Here is a 15,930-nt window from a genome sequence, read left to right as displayed (position 1 = left end):
TGAGCCGCTTCGCTTGATCGATGCGCAGGCCGCCGTACTCCCGTCGCCACCGATAGAAGGTCTGGTCGGTTACCCCAAGGACCTTGCACACCTGGGCCACGGTCTCTCCCCTGGCCAGGCGCACCTCCGCTTCCCGGAGCTTGTTGATGATCTCCTCTGCCGCAAACCGTTTCCTTGGCATCGCTGCCTCCCTTTCCGTCCAGGCATTTTTTCACTTTGCGCCTGGTCTAGTTTTTGGGGGGCAGGTCACACTAAGATTTCAAGGGCTACCTAGGTAGATTTCGTCAAAGGATACAAAAATGAGGATTTCCCTCCCTGGCTATTACATGTCATAATCCTCACTCATATATCTCGCATGCTGTTGCAATACTTTCCGCTCTAAAACTAGCACTCAAGGAGTCCGCTATGTCCGGCATAAAAGATAAAGTCGCCATCATCGGCATGGGCTGCACCAAGTTCGGCGAGCGGTGGGATGCCGGCCCGGAGGACCTCCTGGTGGAGGCGGCCTATGAGGCCTTTGAGGATGCGGGGATCGGCCCCAAGGATGTCCAAGCGGCATGGCTGGGCACCTACGTCACCGCCTTCACCGGCCAGCTCCTGGCCCAGGCCCTCAAGCTGGAGTACATCCCCGTCAGCCGTGTCGAGAATATGTGCGCCACGGCCACGGACGCCTTCCGCAACGCCTCCTTCGCCGTGGCCTCCGGCATGTATGACATCGCCATGGTGGCGGGCATCGAGAAGCTCAAGGACACGGGCTACACGGGCCTGGGGAACAGCAACATCCTGCCCAACACCAACGTCGCGCCGCCGGTGCCGCCGCCGGCCCAGTTCGCCCTGGCGGCCACGCGCTATTTCCACCACTACGGGATAGACCCGGAGAAGGGGCGCGAGACGCTGGCCAAGATCGCGGTGAAGAACCACCACAACGGCAGTCTCCATCCCAAGGCCCACTTCCAGAAGGCCATCACGATAGATCAGGCCCTCAAATCGCCGATGGTGGCCTGGCCCCTGGGGCTCTTCGATTGCTGCGGCGTCAGCGATGGGGCGGCCGTCGCCATCATCACCCGGCCGGAGATCGCCAAGAGCATGAAGAAGGACTACATCCTGGTGAAGGGCCTGGGCCTGGCCGTGGGCGCGAAGCAGGGCACCCTGCGGGACGACTTCGACTTCGTCCGCTTCCCGGAGACGATCAACGCCGCCAAGCAGGCCTACGAGCAGGCCGGCATCACGGACCCGCGCAAGGAGATCTCCATGGCGGAGGTCCACGACTGCTTCACCATCACCGAGCTCATCATCATGGAAGACCTGGGCTTCAGCAAGCGCGGCATGGCCAGCAAGGACGTGGACGACGGCACCTTCACCTTGGAGGGCGAGTTGCCGGTGAACACGGACGGCGGCCTGAAGTGTTTCGGCCATCCCATCGGCGCCAGCGGCATCCGGATGATGTACGAAGTCTACAAGCAGCTCCAGGGCAAGGCCGGCCCAAGGCAGATCAAGAATGCTCGGCTGGGCCTGACCCACAACCTGGGCGGCCACCCCGGCACCTTCAGCGTCGGCGTGGGGATATTCGGCAGGCCGGACTAAGCATCAGCGATCAGGCCGGGATTCCCTTGAGATAGACTCCCCGCGGCAGGGCCAAAAGAGATGCCGGGACTTCCAACCGTCCCTGGAAATCTCTGATCGGATCCTTCGCTACCGAACAGGGGCCGGGCGAGCAGCCATCCGAACCGTGGATAAGGCGATCGAGGCGGTGGGCGGCTCCGCCTACTTCCGTTCGATGGGACTTGAGCGCTGCTTCCGCGATGTCCAAGGCGTTCGCTTCCATCCACTCCAGGAGCGGAAGCAGTACTTGTTCACCGGACGAGCAGCATTGGGTTTGGAGCCGACTGCCTAGCAGACTTTGGCAGGCGACTGCACATAAGAGACCGGGCTTTCTACATAAACAACAGATTGACTGCACGTAATGCATGCCGATGGCTCCTCTACGCCAGAGGAGCCATCGGCATTTCGCAGACGATTTAATCTGCGATTTTCCGCTGAATTATTTGCCGTACTTTTTCGCGGCTGCGGCGATGGCAGGCCCGGCCTTGGCCAGGTCCTCCGCCAGCACTATAGGCGTGAAGCTGATATCCGCATTGAAGGCGAACCAGAAGGGTTCGGCGAGTCTGGGTAACTCGCTCGCATCCTTTGCCTGGACAACGAACCAGGCCGCGCGCTGCCCGTTGTCTGGCGCGAAGTAGGCCGCTTCAGGCTTCAGATCGTCCAGCATCGCCTTCATATTCTGCTGAAAGTTCGGGTCCTTTATTGCAGCATTCCCCTTCTCCACTGGCATCCGCATCTCCATGAGCAAGCGCATGGCTCTACCCCTTTGCCTGCAGCGGGGGTTGTGAATAGTGCTCCACATGCTGCCCCATCATCAAGCGTGGGAAGGTGGAAGGCAACCTATGTGCGCTGACGTAAGTCTTCAACGCGCGCGTGCGCGTGAGGCTAATTCTCCGACCAAGCCCATGTTCTCCGTTGCCGCTCAATCTTTATGTCCAACGCAATCATGTGGCCTACCCCTGCTGGCTACATAACAAGCATTAGGCGAACCACGGCGAGAGGTAAAAGAGGGTTATATGGGGTGGGAGAGGGTCAGAAGGAAAATGGCCTACATCCACTTGGTGGCGTCACTTCGGACAAATTCACCAAGTAAATAAGGCGGTAAATTCGCAAATAATAAATCAGAAATAATTATTCAGGAAAATATCGGCAAGCCTCCGAAGAATGCAATCACCTATGGCAAACTAATCTCGGTTTTCCTGAGGTCAGGGGCGGTGAGGGATCTCTCGAGCGTGCTGGGGCAATGGAACCGGGATAGGCTCTACATGATCTCTCCCCTGGAGTTGCGGCGGGTAAGTTGGCGGTGGCGATGTGCGCGGGCATGTTCCGGCTTATGGGAGAAGCGGTAGGGGACCGGAGAGGCCCCCGGTGTATGGCGTCCATGCCGCCGGCGATGGAAACGCCCCCCAGCACTGGCGGAGTCTCCTCTTCCTTTACGTAGGAGGCTGGTTATATGAAGCATAAGGTTACGCATCTTATGTCTCCAGTGCCTAATGACTGTCTCGCGGGTAGGCCGTTCAGCGAGTAAGATGCAGGCCACTATGGACAAGGTGCAGGTCATAGATTTCCATACGCATGTTCACCCAACGGCACGCGGCGGCATGGCGCTCCAACGTCGCTTTGGGAGAGGGAAGCCGCAGCGCACCGGCGCGCTGAGCGAGATGCTCGCCTGGATGGATGAGATCGGTGTGGCGAAGGCGCTCATTGTGCCGTGGATGCCTGCGCAGGATATCGCGAGGGAGATGGCGGAGCGGTGGGGGAGGGTCCAGGGAGCAGGGAGCAAGAGTCACGGAGGCAGAGGGCCAGAGGAGGAGCTGCTACGCAAAGCGCAAAATCTGGTGGTGAAGCGCTGGCGCAGGCTGAACCAATGGGGAACGGATGCGGTGAAGGCGCACCCCAAGCGGCTGATGACGCTGGTGGGGCTGGACCCGATCTTGATGGACGAATCGCTGGTGCGACGAGAGGTGAAGCGAAGACTCGCAGAGGGAGCCATCGGCCTGAAGATCGCACCGCTTTTCCTTGGCTGTCCGCCGGACGACCCTCGGATGGAAATCGTGTGGCGGCTGGCCGATGAGCACCGCGTCTTTGTGCTTTCGCAGTCCGGCAAGGGAGGCTTTCAAGGCAGGCCCGCATGGGGGCACCCGCAGCACTTCGACCAGGTATTGCGAAGCTATCCGCATGTCAAAATCCTGCTCGCGCACCTTGGCATGGGGCACGAGGATGTGGTCGCGAAGCTGACGGCCAAGCACCCGAATCTCTACACGGACACCTCGACCCGCGCGGCGCACTTCGGCACGGCCGGCGATTGGTCGTACCGCGAGGCGGCGACGTGGATCCGACGCATCGGCGCGGATCGAGTCGTCTACGCTTCGAACTATCCCACGGCAGACCCGGTGGCGGCAAAGCGGAACATCGAAAGCCTGGGACTGACGGCTGCAGAATCGCGACTTGTTATGTCGGAAAACGCGAAGCGCCTTATGTCCAGAGGCTAGAGCAACCGGCTATTCGCCGCCGGCGTGGTGGCCCATAAAGCCTTCCATCCAGAGGCAGGTAATCGAGGCGGTGACGCCGGGGGTGCTCCGGATCTTAGAGCGGACGATGGACGTCAGATCAATCGTCGTGTCCGCCGTCAGCTCTACGATGACATCGTAGGGGCCAGTGACTTCCCGGACGATGGCACCCTGAATCTTGCCTAGTCGCTTGACCACGGCTTCCGTCTTTGCGGGCTCCACGTTCAGCATCACGTATGCGTTTGCGGCCATGATTCCCTCCTCTAGATGAGATGTGCATATGGGAGGCGATAGGTTATGTCCGCAGGGAGGCCAGCAGCTGCGCGGGCGCCTGGGCGCGGGCCTTTTCAGAAGCCTTGGCGACGCGCTGCTCCAGGGGGACCGTCTCCGGGTTCTTGTAGATGAGTCCGATGGGTATCCCAGGCTCATGGATGAGGTTGTAGGCGGCGCGGCGATCGCCCGGGTCGTGGGTGTCAGGAACGGCGCGAACGACGGGCGCCAAGTTCTTCTTTTCGTTGCCCTTGAGGAGTTCGAAGGTATCGTTGTATGTGGTGCAGGGCGATTGGACCTGGATGATGGAGAAGCCTGGGTACTCCATGCCCTGCAGGATAAGCTGGGAGAGGGGCTTGATCTGGGCGGAGAAGCCGGAGGCGATGAAGGAGACGCCATAGCTCAGGTAGAGATCAAGAGGATTGAGGGGGCTCTCCAGCTTGCCGAAGGGCGTGGAGGAGGTGACGACGCCCATCTTGGTGGTTGGAGAGCTCTGGCCCTTGGTGAGTCCGTAGACGCCGTTGTCCATGATGACGACGGTGATGTTTAGGTTGCGCTGGGCCTGGGGGGCGATGTGCTCGGCGCCGATGCTCAGGAAATCGCCATCGCCGGCGACGACGAGGACGTTGAGCTCGGAGCGGCTCATCTTGATGCCGAGGGCCATGGGAAGGGTGCGCCCGTGGATACCGTGGATGCCGAAGGGCTGAGGGCCCTCCAGCAGGTGAACCATGTTGCCGGAGCAGCCGATGCCCGCGACAACGACGGTCTTTTCGATAGGCTCTTTGGTCTTCGCAACGCGCTCGACCAAGGCCATCTCGATGGCCCGGCGGACGCCGAAATCGCCGCAGCCGGGGCACCATTTGAAATCGTACTCCGGGTTCTTCTTGCTCATATGACTGGCTCCTGGATGCTAGACGCGGACCTTGGAGAGATGCTTGATTTTTTCGTTCACGCTGGCGACGAGGTCTCTGGGTTTGAAGGGGAGACCGGTGTACTGGATGATGGACTCCGCCTTGACCCCAAGGGAGCGGAGGTAGCTGGAGAACTGACCCTGGAAGTTCAGCTCCGGGACGATGACCAGCTCCTTGGAGCGGAGCTCCTCCAGGAGCTTAGGCGGTAGGGGATGGAGGAACATGGTGTAGTACCAGGCGATGTGCTTGCCTGCCGCCGCGAGGCGCTGGTAGGCCTCCTGGGCGGGACCCTTGGAGCCGCCCCAGGGCATGATGGCGATGGGCTCGTTCGCATGCTCGCGTTCGTAGTGGCCGTCTTCCAGGAGCTTGAGCTTGCTGAAGCGGCGCCGGCTCATGGTGACGTGGCGCATGGGCAGGTGCGTGGTATCGCCGTAGCCATCGTGCTCGCTGGCGTTGGCCACATAGGCGCCGGGGCCGCCAGGCAGGGGCATGGGCGAAAGGGCGGGGCCATCGTACCGGAGGTAGCCGTTGGCGCCGCCGGTGTAGACCTTCCGCGACTCCACCTTCAGCTTTGTGACATCAGGCTCCGGGATGTTCTGCGTGCGCTCGGCGATGGCCATCTCGCTCAGGAGCATGACGGGGCCCTGGTAGCGCTCGGCCCAGTTGAGGGCGTGAACGGCAGCGTAAAAGCACTCTTCCACGGTGCCTGGGGCTATCACGGGAAGCGCGACATCGCCATGGGCGGGGTGCAGCGCCGCTTGGAAGTCCGATTGCTCGGTCTTGGTGGGGAGTCCGGTGGCGGGGCCGCCGCGCTGGACGTCAACAACGACGCAGGGGATCTCGGCCATCCAGGCCAGGCCCAGGGCTTCGCTCATCAGGGAGAAGCCGGGGCCGGAGGTGGCGGTCATGGCCTTCTTGCCTGAGTAGCCCGCGCCGATGATGGCGACGATGGCCTCGATCTCCGAGCTGGCCTGGTAAGCGAACTTGCCTGGGCCGACGAGGGAGCGCTCCATGAAGACGAGGATGGGGGTGGCGGGGGAGATGGGATAGCCGATGTAGGTGTCCAGCCCCGCAGCCAGGCTCCCGATGGAGATGGCGTCATTGCCCTTGATGAGGATCTGCTGTTGCGCGAGCTTCTGAGGGGTAGCAAGGTCGCCGATCTTGATGTGCTTACGCTCCACGCCTTCACGGCCCAGGGCGATGGCCCTGTTGTTGGCCCCGACGATCACTTCATCGTCAGGACGGCCACGGGTGTACTTCTTCTTGTTGAAGTCAACGAGGTACTGGTCCGGCATGCCGACGAGGGAGGCAACCGCGCCGATGACGACGAAGTTGGCGGCTCTGGGGTTGCCGGTGCTCTTGGCTAGCTCATCAATGGCCAGGCCGAAGACGTCGGGACCCTCTTCCATCTGGAAGGCGCCAGAGTTATAGATGATGACGCCGGACTTGGAGATCTCGTCCTTGTGGTTCTCGTAGGCCTCCTGGTTGAAGGCCACGAGGATATCCAGGTCGTCGCCGGCGTTCAGGACGGGCGTGGTGGAGATGCGGGCCTGCGCCCAGGTGGGGCCGCCTTCGATCTGGGACGGGAAGGTGGCGAAGGTCTGGACGTTGTACCCAACTTGGGCGGCCGCTTGAGCCAACGCCTCCGCCGCAGTGACGACGCCTTGTCCGCCTTCGCCCGCGAAGCGGACGACAAAATCGTTTCTAAGCACAGATCCTCCTCAGGGTTAAGAGAGAGCTGAGACGCAGAGGATGTCGCCTAAGTATACCAGGAAACGACGGCCTCAGCCCAGCCGAACTCGAGCTGTTTCAGGTTTTCAGCGCATATCGCGAAGGGAGTTCCTTTACACGGCCCTCTTTCATCAGTTTGCTCAGGTGTTGACGCACATTTCCCGCAGCTGCTCTGCGCAGTTCCTTCTTGAGGTTCTTTGGATAGATGGCCTTCACGATGTCATCCACATCGCCAAGGCCGCGCTTTATGGCGCTGACGATCTGGTGCTCGCGCATGTTGCGATGCTTTATGTAACCTTCCACCCACTGAGGAGCTTCGGTGACGATCTTACCGTGGGCGGGACAGATGACACTGGGGTTGAACTTTTGCACAAGATGGAGCGACTTCATGTAGCTCTGCAGATCGCTGACGACGCTGGTGCTGGAGCCGAGGATGGTATCGCCGGTGAAGGCGATCCTTTCCGCGTGGAGGAAGAAGCAGACGTGGTCGTCGGCGTGGCCGGGGGTGAACCGGGCCTCCAGGACAACGCCGCCGCCGGTGGCCATGCGCTCGTGGTTCGTTAGCGCGCCGACGGCTTCTTTCCCAAGGAATGGGGTCAGCTTTTCCACAAGCTTGGGGTGGCAACGAACGGGCGCGTTGATGACGTCCCGGATGCGGTCGAGGCCGCCGATGTGGTCGGCGTGGCCGTGGGAGATGAGGATGGCGGTGATCCGCGGAACGCCGAGATCGCGGTAGGCTTCCAGGATAAGACGGAGCCACTCCCGGTCTTGCTCCCCCGTATCAATGAGGGCCATCTCATCTTTGGGGTCGCCTACAAAATAGATATTTGTGCCGCCTGGATGGAAAACGGCCGTATCGTTAATGTGGAGCCGGTAGGTATGAGCGCCGATCTTCTCTAGTGCCATGCCATGAGATATTTTACCTAATATGACCGCTTTTGTATGCAGTTGAGGCGAGGGTTAACAGACGCCTAAGTGTGCTAGGGGTCTGGGGTTCGGAGAGATGTCCGGACACCTCATAGCTCGAAGACGAGCACACCAGGGGAAGGGGAAAGAGACCTTTCCCTTGGTCCCTCTCGTAGCTCGAAGACGAGCACAGCGAGGCGCTAAGAGGGCGTTTTCATCCCCAGAAGCTTGCGGGCTTCCGCGGTGGAGGCGATCTCCCGGCCGTCTCTGCGCGCCTGCTTCACGATGCTCTCCACGATCCGCGCATTGGAGCGCGGACTTTTCGGTTCGCGAGCCAGCTCGCCGATGCCGATGCGGGCGTGGCCGCCCATCTGGATCGCGAGGCGATTCATGGGGTAGTGCGGCGCGCCGTAGACCTGGGTGAACCACTGGACGGGCACGCCCTTGGGCACGACGCTGAGGTAGCTCCTGATGCCATCGGCATTGGGCAAGGGGCCGAAGGAGTGGGCATCGCTGAAGCGGAGGTGGAGGACGAGCGGGTCGCGGAGAAGGCCCATTTCGCGGTAGCGGAGGGCGGCGCGGATGTGCCCCAGCTCGTAGGCGATGAGGAAGGGCTTGAGACCCGTCTTGTTGCAGAACTCGAAGAAGGGGATGAACTCGGAGAAGGAGGAGGCGTAGGGCTCATCGTAGAGGAACCGGCGCTTGGAAGCATCATACCCAGCCAGGTTCACCGGGGCGAGGCCGATGAGGTGGGCCTCCAGCTTGCCGATAGGATGGGTGGTCAGCTCATAGACATGGGTGAGCTGATCGCCGAGACGCTTTTCGCTGCCGTAGGTGGGGTAATAGATAAGGTCGCACTTGGCCCTGAAGCGCTGGGCGATCTCCGCGTACATGGCGACATCGGCCGGGCGAGTGAGGCCCGTTTTGGGGTCGCGGGGGTGGAAGTGGACGATGGAGGCGCCTGCGTTGGCGCAATCAGTGGCGTCCTGGGCGATCTCCTGGATGCTCATGGGGACCAGAGGGTTTTGCTCCCTGGTCACATATTCGTTGATGGCGACTTGGATGATGAGTTTTTGCATGGGTTGCTCTCCAATGGGCGACCACACGGGGTCGCCCCAACAGGCAGCATCGCCCTGATGTCAGGAGGTGGCACGGCGGACGCGGGGGCGCACGGCGACCTTTGGGCGGCCTCTCTGCAGATAGCCCCACTCATCGTCAACGCCGCGTACGTTGTAGAGACGGGCGGCATTGAGGCAGGTCATCTTGCGCAGCTCTTCCGGGCCGACGCCCTTGAAGGTCTCAAAGATGATGCGCTGGGATTCCGGCCACGTGCTGTCATCGTGCGGGTAATCGGAGGCCCACATGAGGTTCTCGACACCGATGAGCTTGCGGGTGGCGATGGCGGCCTTTTCCCGGCTGAAGGTGTAACAGACGTGCTCCCGCAGCTGCTCGCTGGGGAGGCTGTTGAGCGGCTTTCCCAGACGTATGCCCTTATGCTCGTGGGTCCAATCGAGGCGCTCCATGAGATGCGCGGCCCAGCCGGCATCGTTCTCCACGGAGACGACGTGGAGGCCGGGGAAGTGCTGGAAGACGCCGCCGAAGAGCATCTGGGCGATGGAGCGCTGGGCGTGGAAGTGGGCCAGGCCGTACTCCAGAAGCCCGCTCCCTTCATCGGCCTGATGGGCGCCGGTGAACGAGTGGAGGCTGATGGGCAGGCCGAGGGTTTCCGCCTCCGCCCAGAAGGGAAAGTACTTGGGCTGGCCATAGTGGCTCTGAAGGGGCTGCGACCCGGCGATGAGGACGCCCCTAAGTCCGAGGCGTGCGGCGCGCCACATCTCTTTGATGGCCTCGCGGAGATCGGTGAGGGAGATGAGGGCCACACCGATGAGGCGATCGGGGGCGGTGGCGCAGTATTCGGCGAGCCAATCGTTATAGGCGGCGAAGCAGGCGGACTGGTAGGAGCTATCCTTGCCGTAGGCGTAGAGGCGCATGGCCAGGCTTGGGTAGAGGACCTCGGCGTAGATGCCGTCGCGGGCCATGTCCTTGAATCGCTCGTGAGGGTCCCAGCCGCCGAGGCGCATGTCATCAAAGAGGCTGGTGACGGAGGTCATGGTACGGCCGGCGGAGCCGAGGACGCCGAAGCCCATGGGCGCGGCGCCGGGGAGGACAAACTTATCGCCCTTGCGATCGCGGATCACGCGGGGGGTGCGGTCGCCGAACTTGCTGCCGAGGCGGTCAACCCAAAGATTCGGCGGCTCAACGACGTGGGAGTCGCCGGAGACGAGATTTTCGTGCGCGCCGGGCTTCGGTGCCATCGTTTCTGTACCTCGTTCGACCCTTGCCAAGTCTAGTGGTTCCGGGGTCTAATGGTCAACTGCCGGCATCACGAGGGTAGCTACGACTTGTTGAGGGAGGCCATGGAGCGGGCGTCCTGGCCCATGATGGCGTTGCCGGTGGTGAGCTCGGAATGGGCGTGGGCGAGCTGGTGCATGGTGAAGACGGCCTGCATGGCGTTGCGCTGGCCCATGGCATCGAGGGTGGCATTGACAGCCTGCTTGGCCATGGCCAGGGCGAAGGAAGGCATCTCGGCGATCTTGCGCGCCAGGGCCATGGTCTCTTCCACCAGCCTATCCTTGGGGACGACGCGGTTGACCATGCCGAGGCGGTAGGCCTCCTGGGCGTCTATGAACTGCCCGGTGAAGAGCAGCTCCTTGGCCTTGCGGGCGCCCAACTCCCAGGGGTGGGCGAAGTACTCCACGCCGCCGATTCCCATGCGGAGGACGGGGTCGCTGAACTTGGCGTCATCGGCGGCGATGATGAGGTCGCAGGGCCAGGCGAGCATGAGGCCGCCGGCGATGCAATAGCCGTGGACGGCGGCGATGGTGGGCTTGGGGATATCGCGCCAGCGTTGGCAGAAGCCGAGGAAGATATCGGCCTCCTTGAAGTAACGTCCCTCGGCGCCGGGCTTGACGGGGTTGGCCTTGCGGAAGGCGCGGGACTCATCGCTGCCGATATCGTGGCCGGAGGAGAAGCTAGGGCCGTTAGCCTTGAGGACGATGACCTTTGCGCCTTCGTCCTGCTCCCCTTTGCGGAAGGCCGCATCTAACTCCCGCAGGAGGATCTCATGCTGGGCGTTGCGCGTATCCGGTCGGTTGAGGGTGATGACGGCGACTTCGCCCACCCGTTCATAGAGGATGTAGCGCATGGCGTCCATAGAGGCTCCTTCCGGATTGGCGGGAGATTGGCCGCAGTATAGCACCGCCCTATAATGGGTAGGCAGGGAAGTGAAGGCAGAGAGCGAGAGGAGAGGTTCAAGGAGCAGGGTTCCGGACAGAGGGATGATTCACTGAAAGCATAGAAGACACGGAACGGACAGAGAGTGGAGAGCAGAGGCGGAGCAGAATAGATGAAGTTCACAAAGATGCACGGCGCGGGGAACGATTTTGTGATGATTGACGCGCGCCGGATGGAGCGGGACTGGAAGCGGCTGGCGATCGCCATGTGCGATAGGCACTTCGGCGTGGGGGCGGACGGCATCATCTTGGTGAAGCTCTCCAAGAGGCACGACTTCCGGATGCAGATGTATAACCCGGACGGGAGCGAGTCCGAGATGTGCGGCAACGGCATCCGCACCTTCGCCAAGTTCGTGATTGACCAAGGGATCGCGCCGAAGAGCACCAAGGAGATGCAGGTGGAGACGCTGGCCGGGCTCCAGGTGCTGACGCCGAAGCGGAAAGGCGGGGAAATCACCCGCGTTGTGGTGAACATGGGCACGCCAAAGCTGGCGGCCAAGGAGATCCCCATCGCGCTGGACGGGATGACGCGGGTCGTTGACCAGCCGTTAGAAGTGGACGGGCGCAAGCTGGCCTTCACGGGCGTCTCCATGGGGAACCCGCATGCCGTGGTCTTCCTGAAGGAGAAGGTGAAGGATTGGCCGCTGGAGGTCATCGGCCCCAAGGTGGAGCGCCACGCGCTCTTCCCGCACCGGGTGAACTTTGAGATCGTGAACGTGCTGGACCGCACGCACCTCGATATGCGCGTCTGGGAGCGCGGCGCGGGACTGACGCTGGCCTGCGGCACAGGCGCCTGCGCGGTGGCGGTGGCGGCACAGCTGAAGGGCCTCACGGAGCAGACGGTGCATATCCACCTGCCGGGCGGCGACCTGAAGATCACCTGGGACGGCAAGGGCGATGTTTTTATGGAGGGGCCGGCGGAGACGGTCTTTAACGGGGAATGGGCGGAGTAGGCGGCGGGCCACTGGGCCAAAAGGTTGCCCTCGATCTATCGAAGCTGGTCTGTCATCTGCGGCGCACCTCTATAAGCGCCGCGAGGTTGGCCATGGGAAAGCCACGAACTGCCAGCAGAATCGCATCCTTGACCGCGTTGCTTGCCGCTCTGGCGATGCTTGCAACGGCCTGCAACGGCCAGGCCAACCCCAGCGGGAGGCCTTCTTCAGGGGCGGCGGACCCTAGGCAAGATTCCAATAGGCTCATGTGGAGGCTGTACGACGGCTTTGGGGCGGGAGACCACGGAGCCATCGGCGCGATGGCGCTTTCCGGGGATAAGACCTACATCCCTGTGTTGATCGAGTATCTCTTTTCGCCGCGCATCTCCAATAGCATGGCGCTGACAGAGGCGGGCGAAGCCTTGCGCCAACTTTCGGGCCAGCGCTTTGGGAACGACGATTGGCAAAAGTGGGTGGAGTGGCTCGGCAGTCAGGAGACGATCAGACCGCCGACGCAGTTCGTAGGGTGGAAGGGAAGCTTGCTGCGGGGAATCCACCCCTCGCTTGGAAACTTCCTCTACGAAGGCGTCCCCGCCCGGATACGGGTTGAGGAGATCGTGTGGGGAGGCGTGGTAAAAGACGGCATCCCGGACTTAAGGAATCCGCCACACATCTCAGGGAGAGCGGCTGACTACCTGCAACCCGCCGACCGGGTCTTTGGAGTCTCCATAAACGGAGAGCATCGGGCCTATCCGCTACGCATCATGAACCCGCATGAGATGGCGAACGATGTGCTTGGGGGAGAGCCCTTCGCCTTAGCCTACTGAACGCTCTGTGGTAGTGGGATCGTCTATTCCACCAGACTTCCAGAGATAAGCAGCGAGCCGTTGGAGTTCGGCACATCGGGCCTGCTATACCGGAGCAACAAACTGATGTGCGACCGCAGGACGGAGACGCTCTGGCGGCAGTTCACGGGGGAGCCTGTGGTGGGATACCTGGCCGAAAGCGGCATCAGACTGAAGCGCTTCCCCGTGGCGCTGACGACCTGGGCAGACTGGCTGAACCTGCACCCGGAGACGACGGTGCTGGACATCAGGACTGGGGTCTATTCCCCGCAGACATACCTGCCGGAGAACGAGCCGGGGGCGGTCTACAACAGCTATTTCTCGAATCCGAATCCGATCTTTCCCGTCTGGCAGCGGAGCGAGGCCCTCCCAGCGAAGGCATTCGTGCTGGGAGTCATCGTCAACGGCGCGCCGAAGGCCTACGACCTTGTCTCCCTGGTTCCGCGCCCTGTCTACAACGACCGGTTGGGCGGCGCGAACATCGTTGTGGTGACGCCGCCGGGAACATCGTCCGCGCGGGCTTACCAGAGGGGCAGCATCGAGTTCAGGGAGGGGGCAAGGGCGGGCGGCGAGGCGACTGTGACGGACACGGCAGGGCGCACGTGGCGAGTGACGGAGGAGGCGCTGGTGAGAGGCGACGATCCTTCCATACGGCTCGCGCGCCTGCCGACCCACGTTTCCTTCTGGTTCGGGTGGTATGCCGCCTACCCGAACAGCGAGCTGTTCAAGGGCTGACGCTCACCACAAAGTCGTAGCGGGCGAGCCTGCCATCGTTGGTCTCTTGGAGCGCCATGACCAGGTTTGCATCAAAGATGCCGTCGCGGGCGTTGCTAGGCTCGTTGGGGAAATAGGTCTGTGTGGTGAGGCCAGGCCCCGTTTGCGGCAGAACCTTCACGTGGATGTGTCGAGTTCTGCCCGGGTAGAGCCCGGGCATGATGGTCTCCAGCCGATAGAGGCCATCGCGATCCGTGAAGAGGTGCCCGCGCAGGCGATAGCCGGTGTTGTCATAGCTCCCTTGGGCATCGGCGTGCCAGAACTCCATGCGGGCGTTGGCCACGGGACGGCAATCGGGGCTCACCACGTAGCCCGTCACGATGAGCCGAGTGCCGGCCAGCCCAGGTTCGATGAGGGTAATCCGCTGGGGCGAGCCTGTCTTGAAGTACGGGCCTTCCGTCTGGGCGGGCGTCAGCCTGCCCGGGGCGCAAACAGCGGTGGGGAGAAAGGTGGCGGGGGGAACGGGTGTTGGGATAGGCTGAGGCTGGGCGGCGGTGGAAGCGAGGGTGGGAGGAGCAGTTGGGGATGGAACAGAGTCATCGCCGGCGCAAGAGGAGAGGGTGAGGGGGGCGAGGAGAAGGGCAGCGATGGCGAACCGGCGCATGGTATAGCCTACAATTCCAGATGGAAGGCGACTGGCAATCACCCCTAGGTTAGGTTACAGTCCCACCCGCTTGAAGACCTCGTCCACGTGCTTGGTGTAGTAGCGGTAGTCGAAGAGGGCGTCTAGGGCTTTGCCGGGAAGCTGCTTGGCGATGATCCTATCGGCGCGCAGCATATCTTTGAAGCTCTTCTCTGACTCCCACGTCGCCATGGCATTCTTCTGGACGACCTTGTAGGCGTCTTGGCGTGTCATCCCCTTTTCGATGAGGGCGAGGAGGACGCGCTGGGAGAAGACGAGGCCCTTGCCGGCCTCTAGGTTCTTCTGCATGCGCTCGGGGAAGGTGCGCAGGCCCTTCATGATGAAGGTGAAGAGGTCGAGCATGTAATCGAGGGCATAGCAGGAGTCCGGGATGATGATACGCTCGGCGGAGGAGTGGCTGATATCGCGCTCATGCCAGAGGGCGACGTTCTCCAGACTAGTGACGCTGTGGCCGCGCAGGAGCCGGGCGAGGCCGCAGACACGCTCGCTCAGCTCCGGGTTGCGCTTGTGGGGCATGGCGGACGAGCCGGTCTGGCCTTCGCTGAAGGGCTCCTCCACCTCGTGAAGCTCGGTGCGCTGGAGGGCGCGGACCTCAGTGGCGAACTTCTCCAGCGACGCGCCGATGATGGCGATGGTGGAGATAAGGTGGGCATAGCGGTCGCGCTGGATAATCTGTGTGGAGGCGGGGGCGACGGCCAGGCCGAGGCGCTTGCAGGCGAGCTCTTCCACCCTGGGCGGCACGGTGGCATGACTGCCGACGGCTCCGGAGACTTTGCCGACGGCGATCTGCCTGCGGGCCTCTTTCAACCGCTCGGCGTTGCGCTTCAGCTCCTCCACCCAGACAAGGAGCTTCATCCCAAAGGTGGTGGGCTCGGCGTGGACGCCGTGGGTGCGGGCCATCACGAGGGTGTGCTTATGCTCAATGGCCCGCTTGGTGACGACTTTGGTGAGGATATCCAAGTCTTCCTCCAGGATGTCTATCGCCTGGAGGAGCTGGAGGTTGAGGGCGTTATCCAGGATGTCTGAAGAGGTAAGGCCCATGTGGATGAAGCGGCTATCCGGCCCGACGCTCTTCTGCACAGAGCGGAGGAAGGCCGTCACATCGTGCTTCGTCTCGGCGAAGGCCTCTTCGATCTCGGCGAGGGAGTAGGAGGCTTTGCGGATGCCCGGCATGGCCGATCTGGGGATAGCGCCAAGCTCGGCCCAGGCTTCGCAGACGGCGACTTCGACCTTGAGCCAGATATCGTACTTGGTCTTGTCCGACCAGACCCGCTTCATCGCGGGGCGGGAATAGCGGTCAATCATGAGAGGGTCCTAGGAGCAAGGGACATGGGTGGACTCACGGGACAGAGGGCTATTTTAGCGCAAAGCGGAGAAGAGATACAGGGAGTTATCCACCGATTTTCACAGATTGACACCGATTCAGAGAGAAGATGTTTCATCCGCAGATAACGCAGTGAGCGCAGATATTAGGAGAGCAGTTGAGAGAGGGTGTGGGGCGCCGTTCAACCTC

The 15,930-nt window shown here is 62.1% G+C and carries 17 protein-coding genes; 6 read left to right on the top strand and 11 right to left on the bottom strand.

What is annotated here, in order from left to right; all coding sequences use genetic code 11:
• Window positions 1–181 (bottom strand): transposase (locus FJ039_11415; GenBank protein ID MBM4406761.1); only part of this gene is annotated, 181 nt, incomplete at its 3' end.
• A 224-nt stretch (window positions 182–405) separates the two neighbouring features.
• Here FJ039_11415 and FJ039_11410 point away from each other — a divergent pair.
• Complete coding sequence (locus tag FJ039_11410) at window positions 406–1,584, top strand: acetyl-CoA acetyltransferase (GenBank protein ID MBM4406760.1); 1,179 nt, start codon at window positions 406–408, stop codon at window positions 1,582–1,584.
• Between the two features lie 31 nt (window positions 1,585–1,615).
• The gene (locus FJ039_11405; protein ID MBM4406759.1) at window positions 1,616–1,894 is read left to right on the top strand and encodes an acyl-CoA dehydrogenase; all 279 of its coding nucleotides are present in this window, start codon (window positions 1,616–1,618) and stop codon (window positions 1,892–1,894) included.
• Between the two features lie 147 nt (window positions 1,895–2,041).
• On the opposite strand, the gene FJ039_11400 is transcribed toward FJ039_11405, so the two are convergent.
• On the bottom strand, window positions 2,042–2,356 hold the full coding sequence (locus tag FJ039_11400) for a hypothetical protein (GenBank protein MBM4406758.1): 315 nt from the start codon (window positions 2,354–2,356) through the stop codon (window positions 2,042–2,044).
• A 739-nt stretch (window positions 2,357–3,095) separates the two neighbouring features.
• On the opposite strand from FJ039_11400, the gene FJ039_11395 reads away from it, so the two are divergent.
• Window positions 3,096–4,094 (top strand): hypothetical protein, encoded by a 999-nt coding sequence (locus tag FJ039_11395; GenBank protein MBM4406757.1) that lies wholly within the window; start codon window positions 3,096–3,098, stop codon window positions 4,092–4,094.
• A 9-nt stretch (window positions 4,095–4,103) separates the two neighbouring features.
• Here FJ039_11395 and FJ039_11390 read toward each other — a convergent pair whose 3' ends face one another.
• From FJ039_11390 to FJ039_11360, 7 genes are all read right to left on the bottom strand, one after another.
• Window positions 4,104–4,364, bottom strand: coding sequence for an Lrp/AsnC family transcriptional regulator (locus FJ039_11390; GenBank protein ID MBM4406756.1), 261 nt, complete (start codon window positions 4,362–4,364; stop codon window positions 4,104–4,106).
• A gap of 43 nt (window positions 4,365–4,407) precedes the next feature.
• Window positions 4,408–5,274, bottom strand: coding sequence for a 2-oxoacid:ferredoxin oxidoreductase subunit beta (locus tag FJ039_11385; protein ID MBM4406755.1), 867 nt, complete (start codon window positions 5,272–5,274; stop codon window positions 4,408–4,410).
• An 18-nt stretch (window positions 5,275–5,292) separates the two neighbouring features.
• Window positions 5,293–7,005 (bottom strand): 2-oxoacid:acceptor oxidoreductase subunit alpha, encoded by a 1,713-nt coding sequence (locus tag FJ039_11380; GenBank protein MBM4406754.1) that lies wholly within the window; start codon window positions 7,003–7,005, stop codon window positions 5,293–5,295.
• A gap of 97 nt (window positions 7,006–7,102) precedes the next feature.
• The gene (locus tag FJ039_11375; protein MBM4406753.1) at window positions 7,103–7,930 is read right to left on the bottom strand and encodes an MBL fold metallo-hydrolase; all 828 of its coding nucleotides are present in this window, start codon (window positions 7,928–7,930) and stop codon (window positions 7,103–7,105) included.
• Window positions 7,931–8,130: 200 nt separating this feature from the next.
• The gene (locus FJ039_11370) at window positions 8,131–9,009 is read right to left on the bottom strand and encodes a 3-keto-5-aminohexanoate cleavage protein (protein ID MBM4406752.1); all 879 of its coding nucleotides are present in this window, start codon (window positions 9,007–9,009) and stop codon (window positions 8,131–8,133) included.
• A gap of 60 nt (window positions 9,010–9,069) precedes the next feature.
• The gene (locus FJ039_11365; protein ID MBM4406751.1) at window positions 9,070–10,245 is read right to left on the bottom strand and encodes an amidohydrolase; all 1,176 of its coding nucleotides are present in this window, start codon (window positions 10,243–10,245) and stop codon (window positions 9,070–9,072) included.
• Window positions 10,246–10,325: 80 nt separating this feature from the next.
• Complete coding sequence (locus FJ039_11360) at window positions 10,326–11,144, bottom strand: enoyl-CoA hydratase (protein MBM4406750.1); 819 nt, start codon at window positions 11,142–11,144, stop codon at window positions 10,326–10,328.
• A 192-nt stretch (window positions 11,145–11,336) separates the two neighbouring features.
• Here FJ039_11360 and FJ039_11355 point away from each other — a divergent pair, with 192 nt between their 5' ends.
• Genes FJ039_11355 through FJ039_11345 form a run of 3 tightly spaced genes read left to right on the top strand, consistent with a single transcriptional unit; the run spans window position 11,337 to window position 13,735 of the window.
• Entirely contained in the window at window positions 11,337–12,176 is an 840-nt protein-coding gene (locus FJ039_11355) for a diaminopimelate epimerase (GenBank protein ID MBM4406749.1), read from the top strand.
• Window positions 12,164–12,982 carry a DUF3179 domain-containing protein gene (locus FJ039_11350; protein MBM4406748.1) on the top strand — a complete coding sequence of 273 codons (819 nt, stop codon included), beginning with the start codon at window positions 12,164–12,166 and terminating at the stop codon, window positions 12,980–12,982. Before FJ039_11355 ends, FJ039_11350 begins: the two co-directional genes overlap by 13 nt.
• 18 nt (window positions 12,983–13,000) lie before the next feature.
• Window positions 13,001–13,735 (top strand): DUF3179 domain-containing protein, encoded by a 735-nt coding sequence (locus FJ039_11345; GenBank protein ID MBM4406747.1) that lies wholly within the window; start codon window positions 13,001–13,003, stop codon window positions 13,733–13,735.
• Here the strand turns inward: FJ039_11345 and FJ039_11340 are convergent.
• Both FJ039_11340 and FJ039_11335 read right to left on the bottom strand, forming a co-directional pair.
• Entirely contained in the window at window positions 13,725–14,378 is a 654-nt protein-coding gene (locus FJ039_11340) for an intradiol ring-cleavage dioxygenase (GenBank protein ID MBM4406746.1), read from the bottom strand. The two genes, FJ039_11345 and FJ039_11340, sit on opposite strands and share 11 nt — an antisense overlap.
• Window positions 14,379–14,432: 54 nt before the next feature.
• Entirely contained in the window at window positions 14,433–15,722 is a 1,290-nt protein-coding gene (locus FJ039_11335) for an adenylosuccinate lyase (protein ID MBM4406745.1), read from the bottom strand.
• Window positions 15,723–15,930 lie beyond the last annotated feature (208 nt).

It is taken from the genome of Chloroflexota bacterium (assembly GCA_016875535.1).
Lineage (GTDB): Bacteria > Chloroflexota > Dehalococcoidia > SHYB01 > SHYB01 > VGPF01.
This window is presented reverse-complemented; position numbering and strand designations above follow the sequence as displayed.

Excerpts from the sequence above, each read along its gene's own strand:
- FJ039_11410 (MBM4406760.1), top strand. The coding sequence starts at position 406 with ATGTCCGGCATAAAAGATAAAGTCGCCATCATCGGCATGGGCTGCACC.
- FJ039_11400 (MBM4406758.1), bottom strand. The coding sequence starts at position 2,356 with ATGCGCTTGCTCATGGAGATGCGGATGCCAGTGGAGAAGGGGAATGCT.
- FJ039_11395 (MBM4406757.1), top strand. The coding sequence starts at position 3,096 with ATGACTGTCTCGCGGGTAGGCCGTTCAGCGAGTAAGATGCAGGCCACT.
- FJ039_11390 (MBM4406756.1), bottom strand. The coding sequence starts at position 4,364 with ATGGCCGCAAACGCATACGTGATGCTGAACGTGGAGCCCGCAAAGACG.
- FJ039_11385 (MBM4406755.1), bottom strand. The coding sequence starts at position 5,274 with ATGAGCAAGAAGAACCCGGAGTACGATTTCAAATGGTGCCCCGGCTGC.
- FJ039_11375 (MBM4406753.1), bottom strand. The coding sequence starts at position 7,930 with ATGGCACTAGAGAAGATCGGCGCTCATACCTACCGGCTCCACATTAAC.
- FJ039_11370 (MBM4406752.1), bottom strand. The coding sequence starts at position 9,009 with ATGCAAAAACTCATCATCCAAGTCGCCATCAACGAATATGTGACCAGG.
- FJ039_11365 (MBM4406751.1), bottom strand. The coding sequence starts at position 10,245 with ATGGCACCGAAGCCCGGCGCGCACGAAAATCTCGTCTCCGGCGACTCC.
- FJ039_11360 (MBM4406750.1), bottom strand. The coding sequence starts at position 11,144 with ATGGACGCCATGCGCTACATCCTCTATGAACGGGTGGGCGAAGTCGCC.
- FJ039_11355 (MBM4406749.1), top strand. The coding sequence starts at position 11,337 with ATGAAGTTCACAAAGATGCACGGCGCGGGGAACGATTTTGTGATGATT.
- FJ039_11350 (MBM4406748.1), top strand. The coding sequence starts at position 12,164 with ATGGGCGGAGTAGGCGGCGGGCCACTGGGCCAAAAGGTTGCCCTCGAT.
- FJ039_11340 (MBM4406746.1), bottom strand. The coding sequence starts at position 14,378 with ATGCGCCGGTTCGCCATCGCTGCCCTTCTCCTCGCCCCCCTCACCCTC.
- FJ039_11335 (MBM4406745.1), bottom strand. The coding sequence starts at position 15,722 with ATGATTGACCGCTATTCCCGCCCCGCGATGAAGCGGGTCTGGTCGGAC.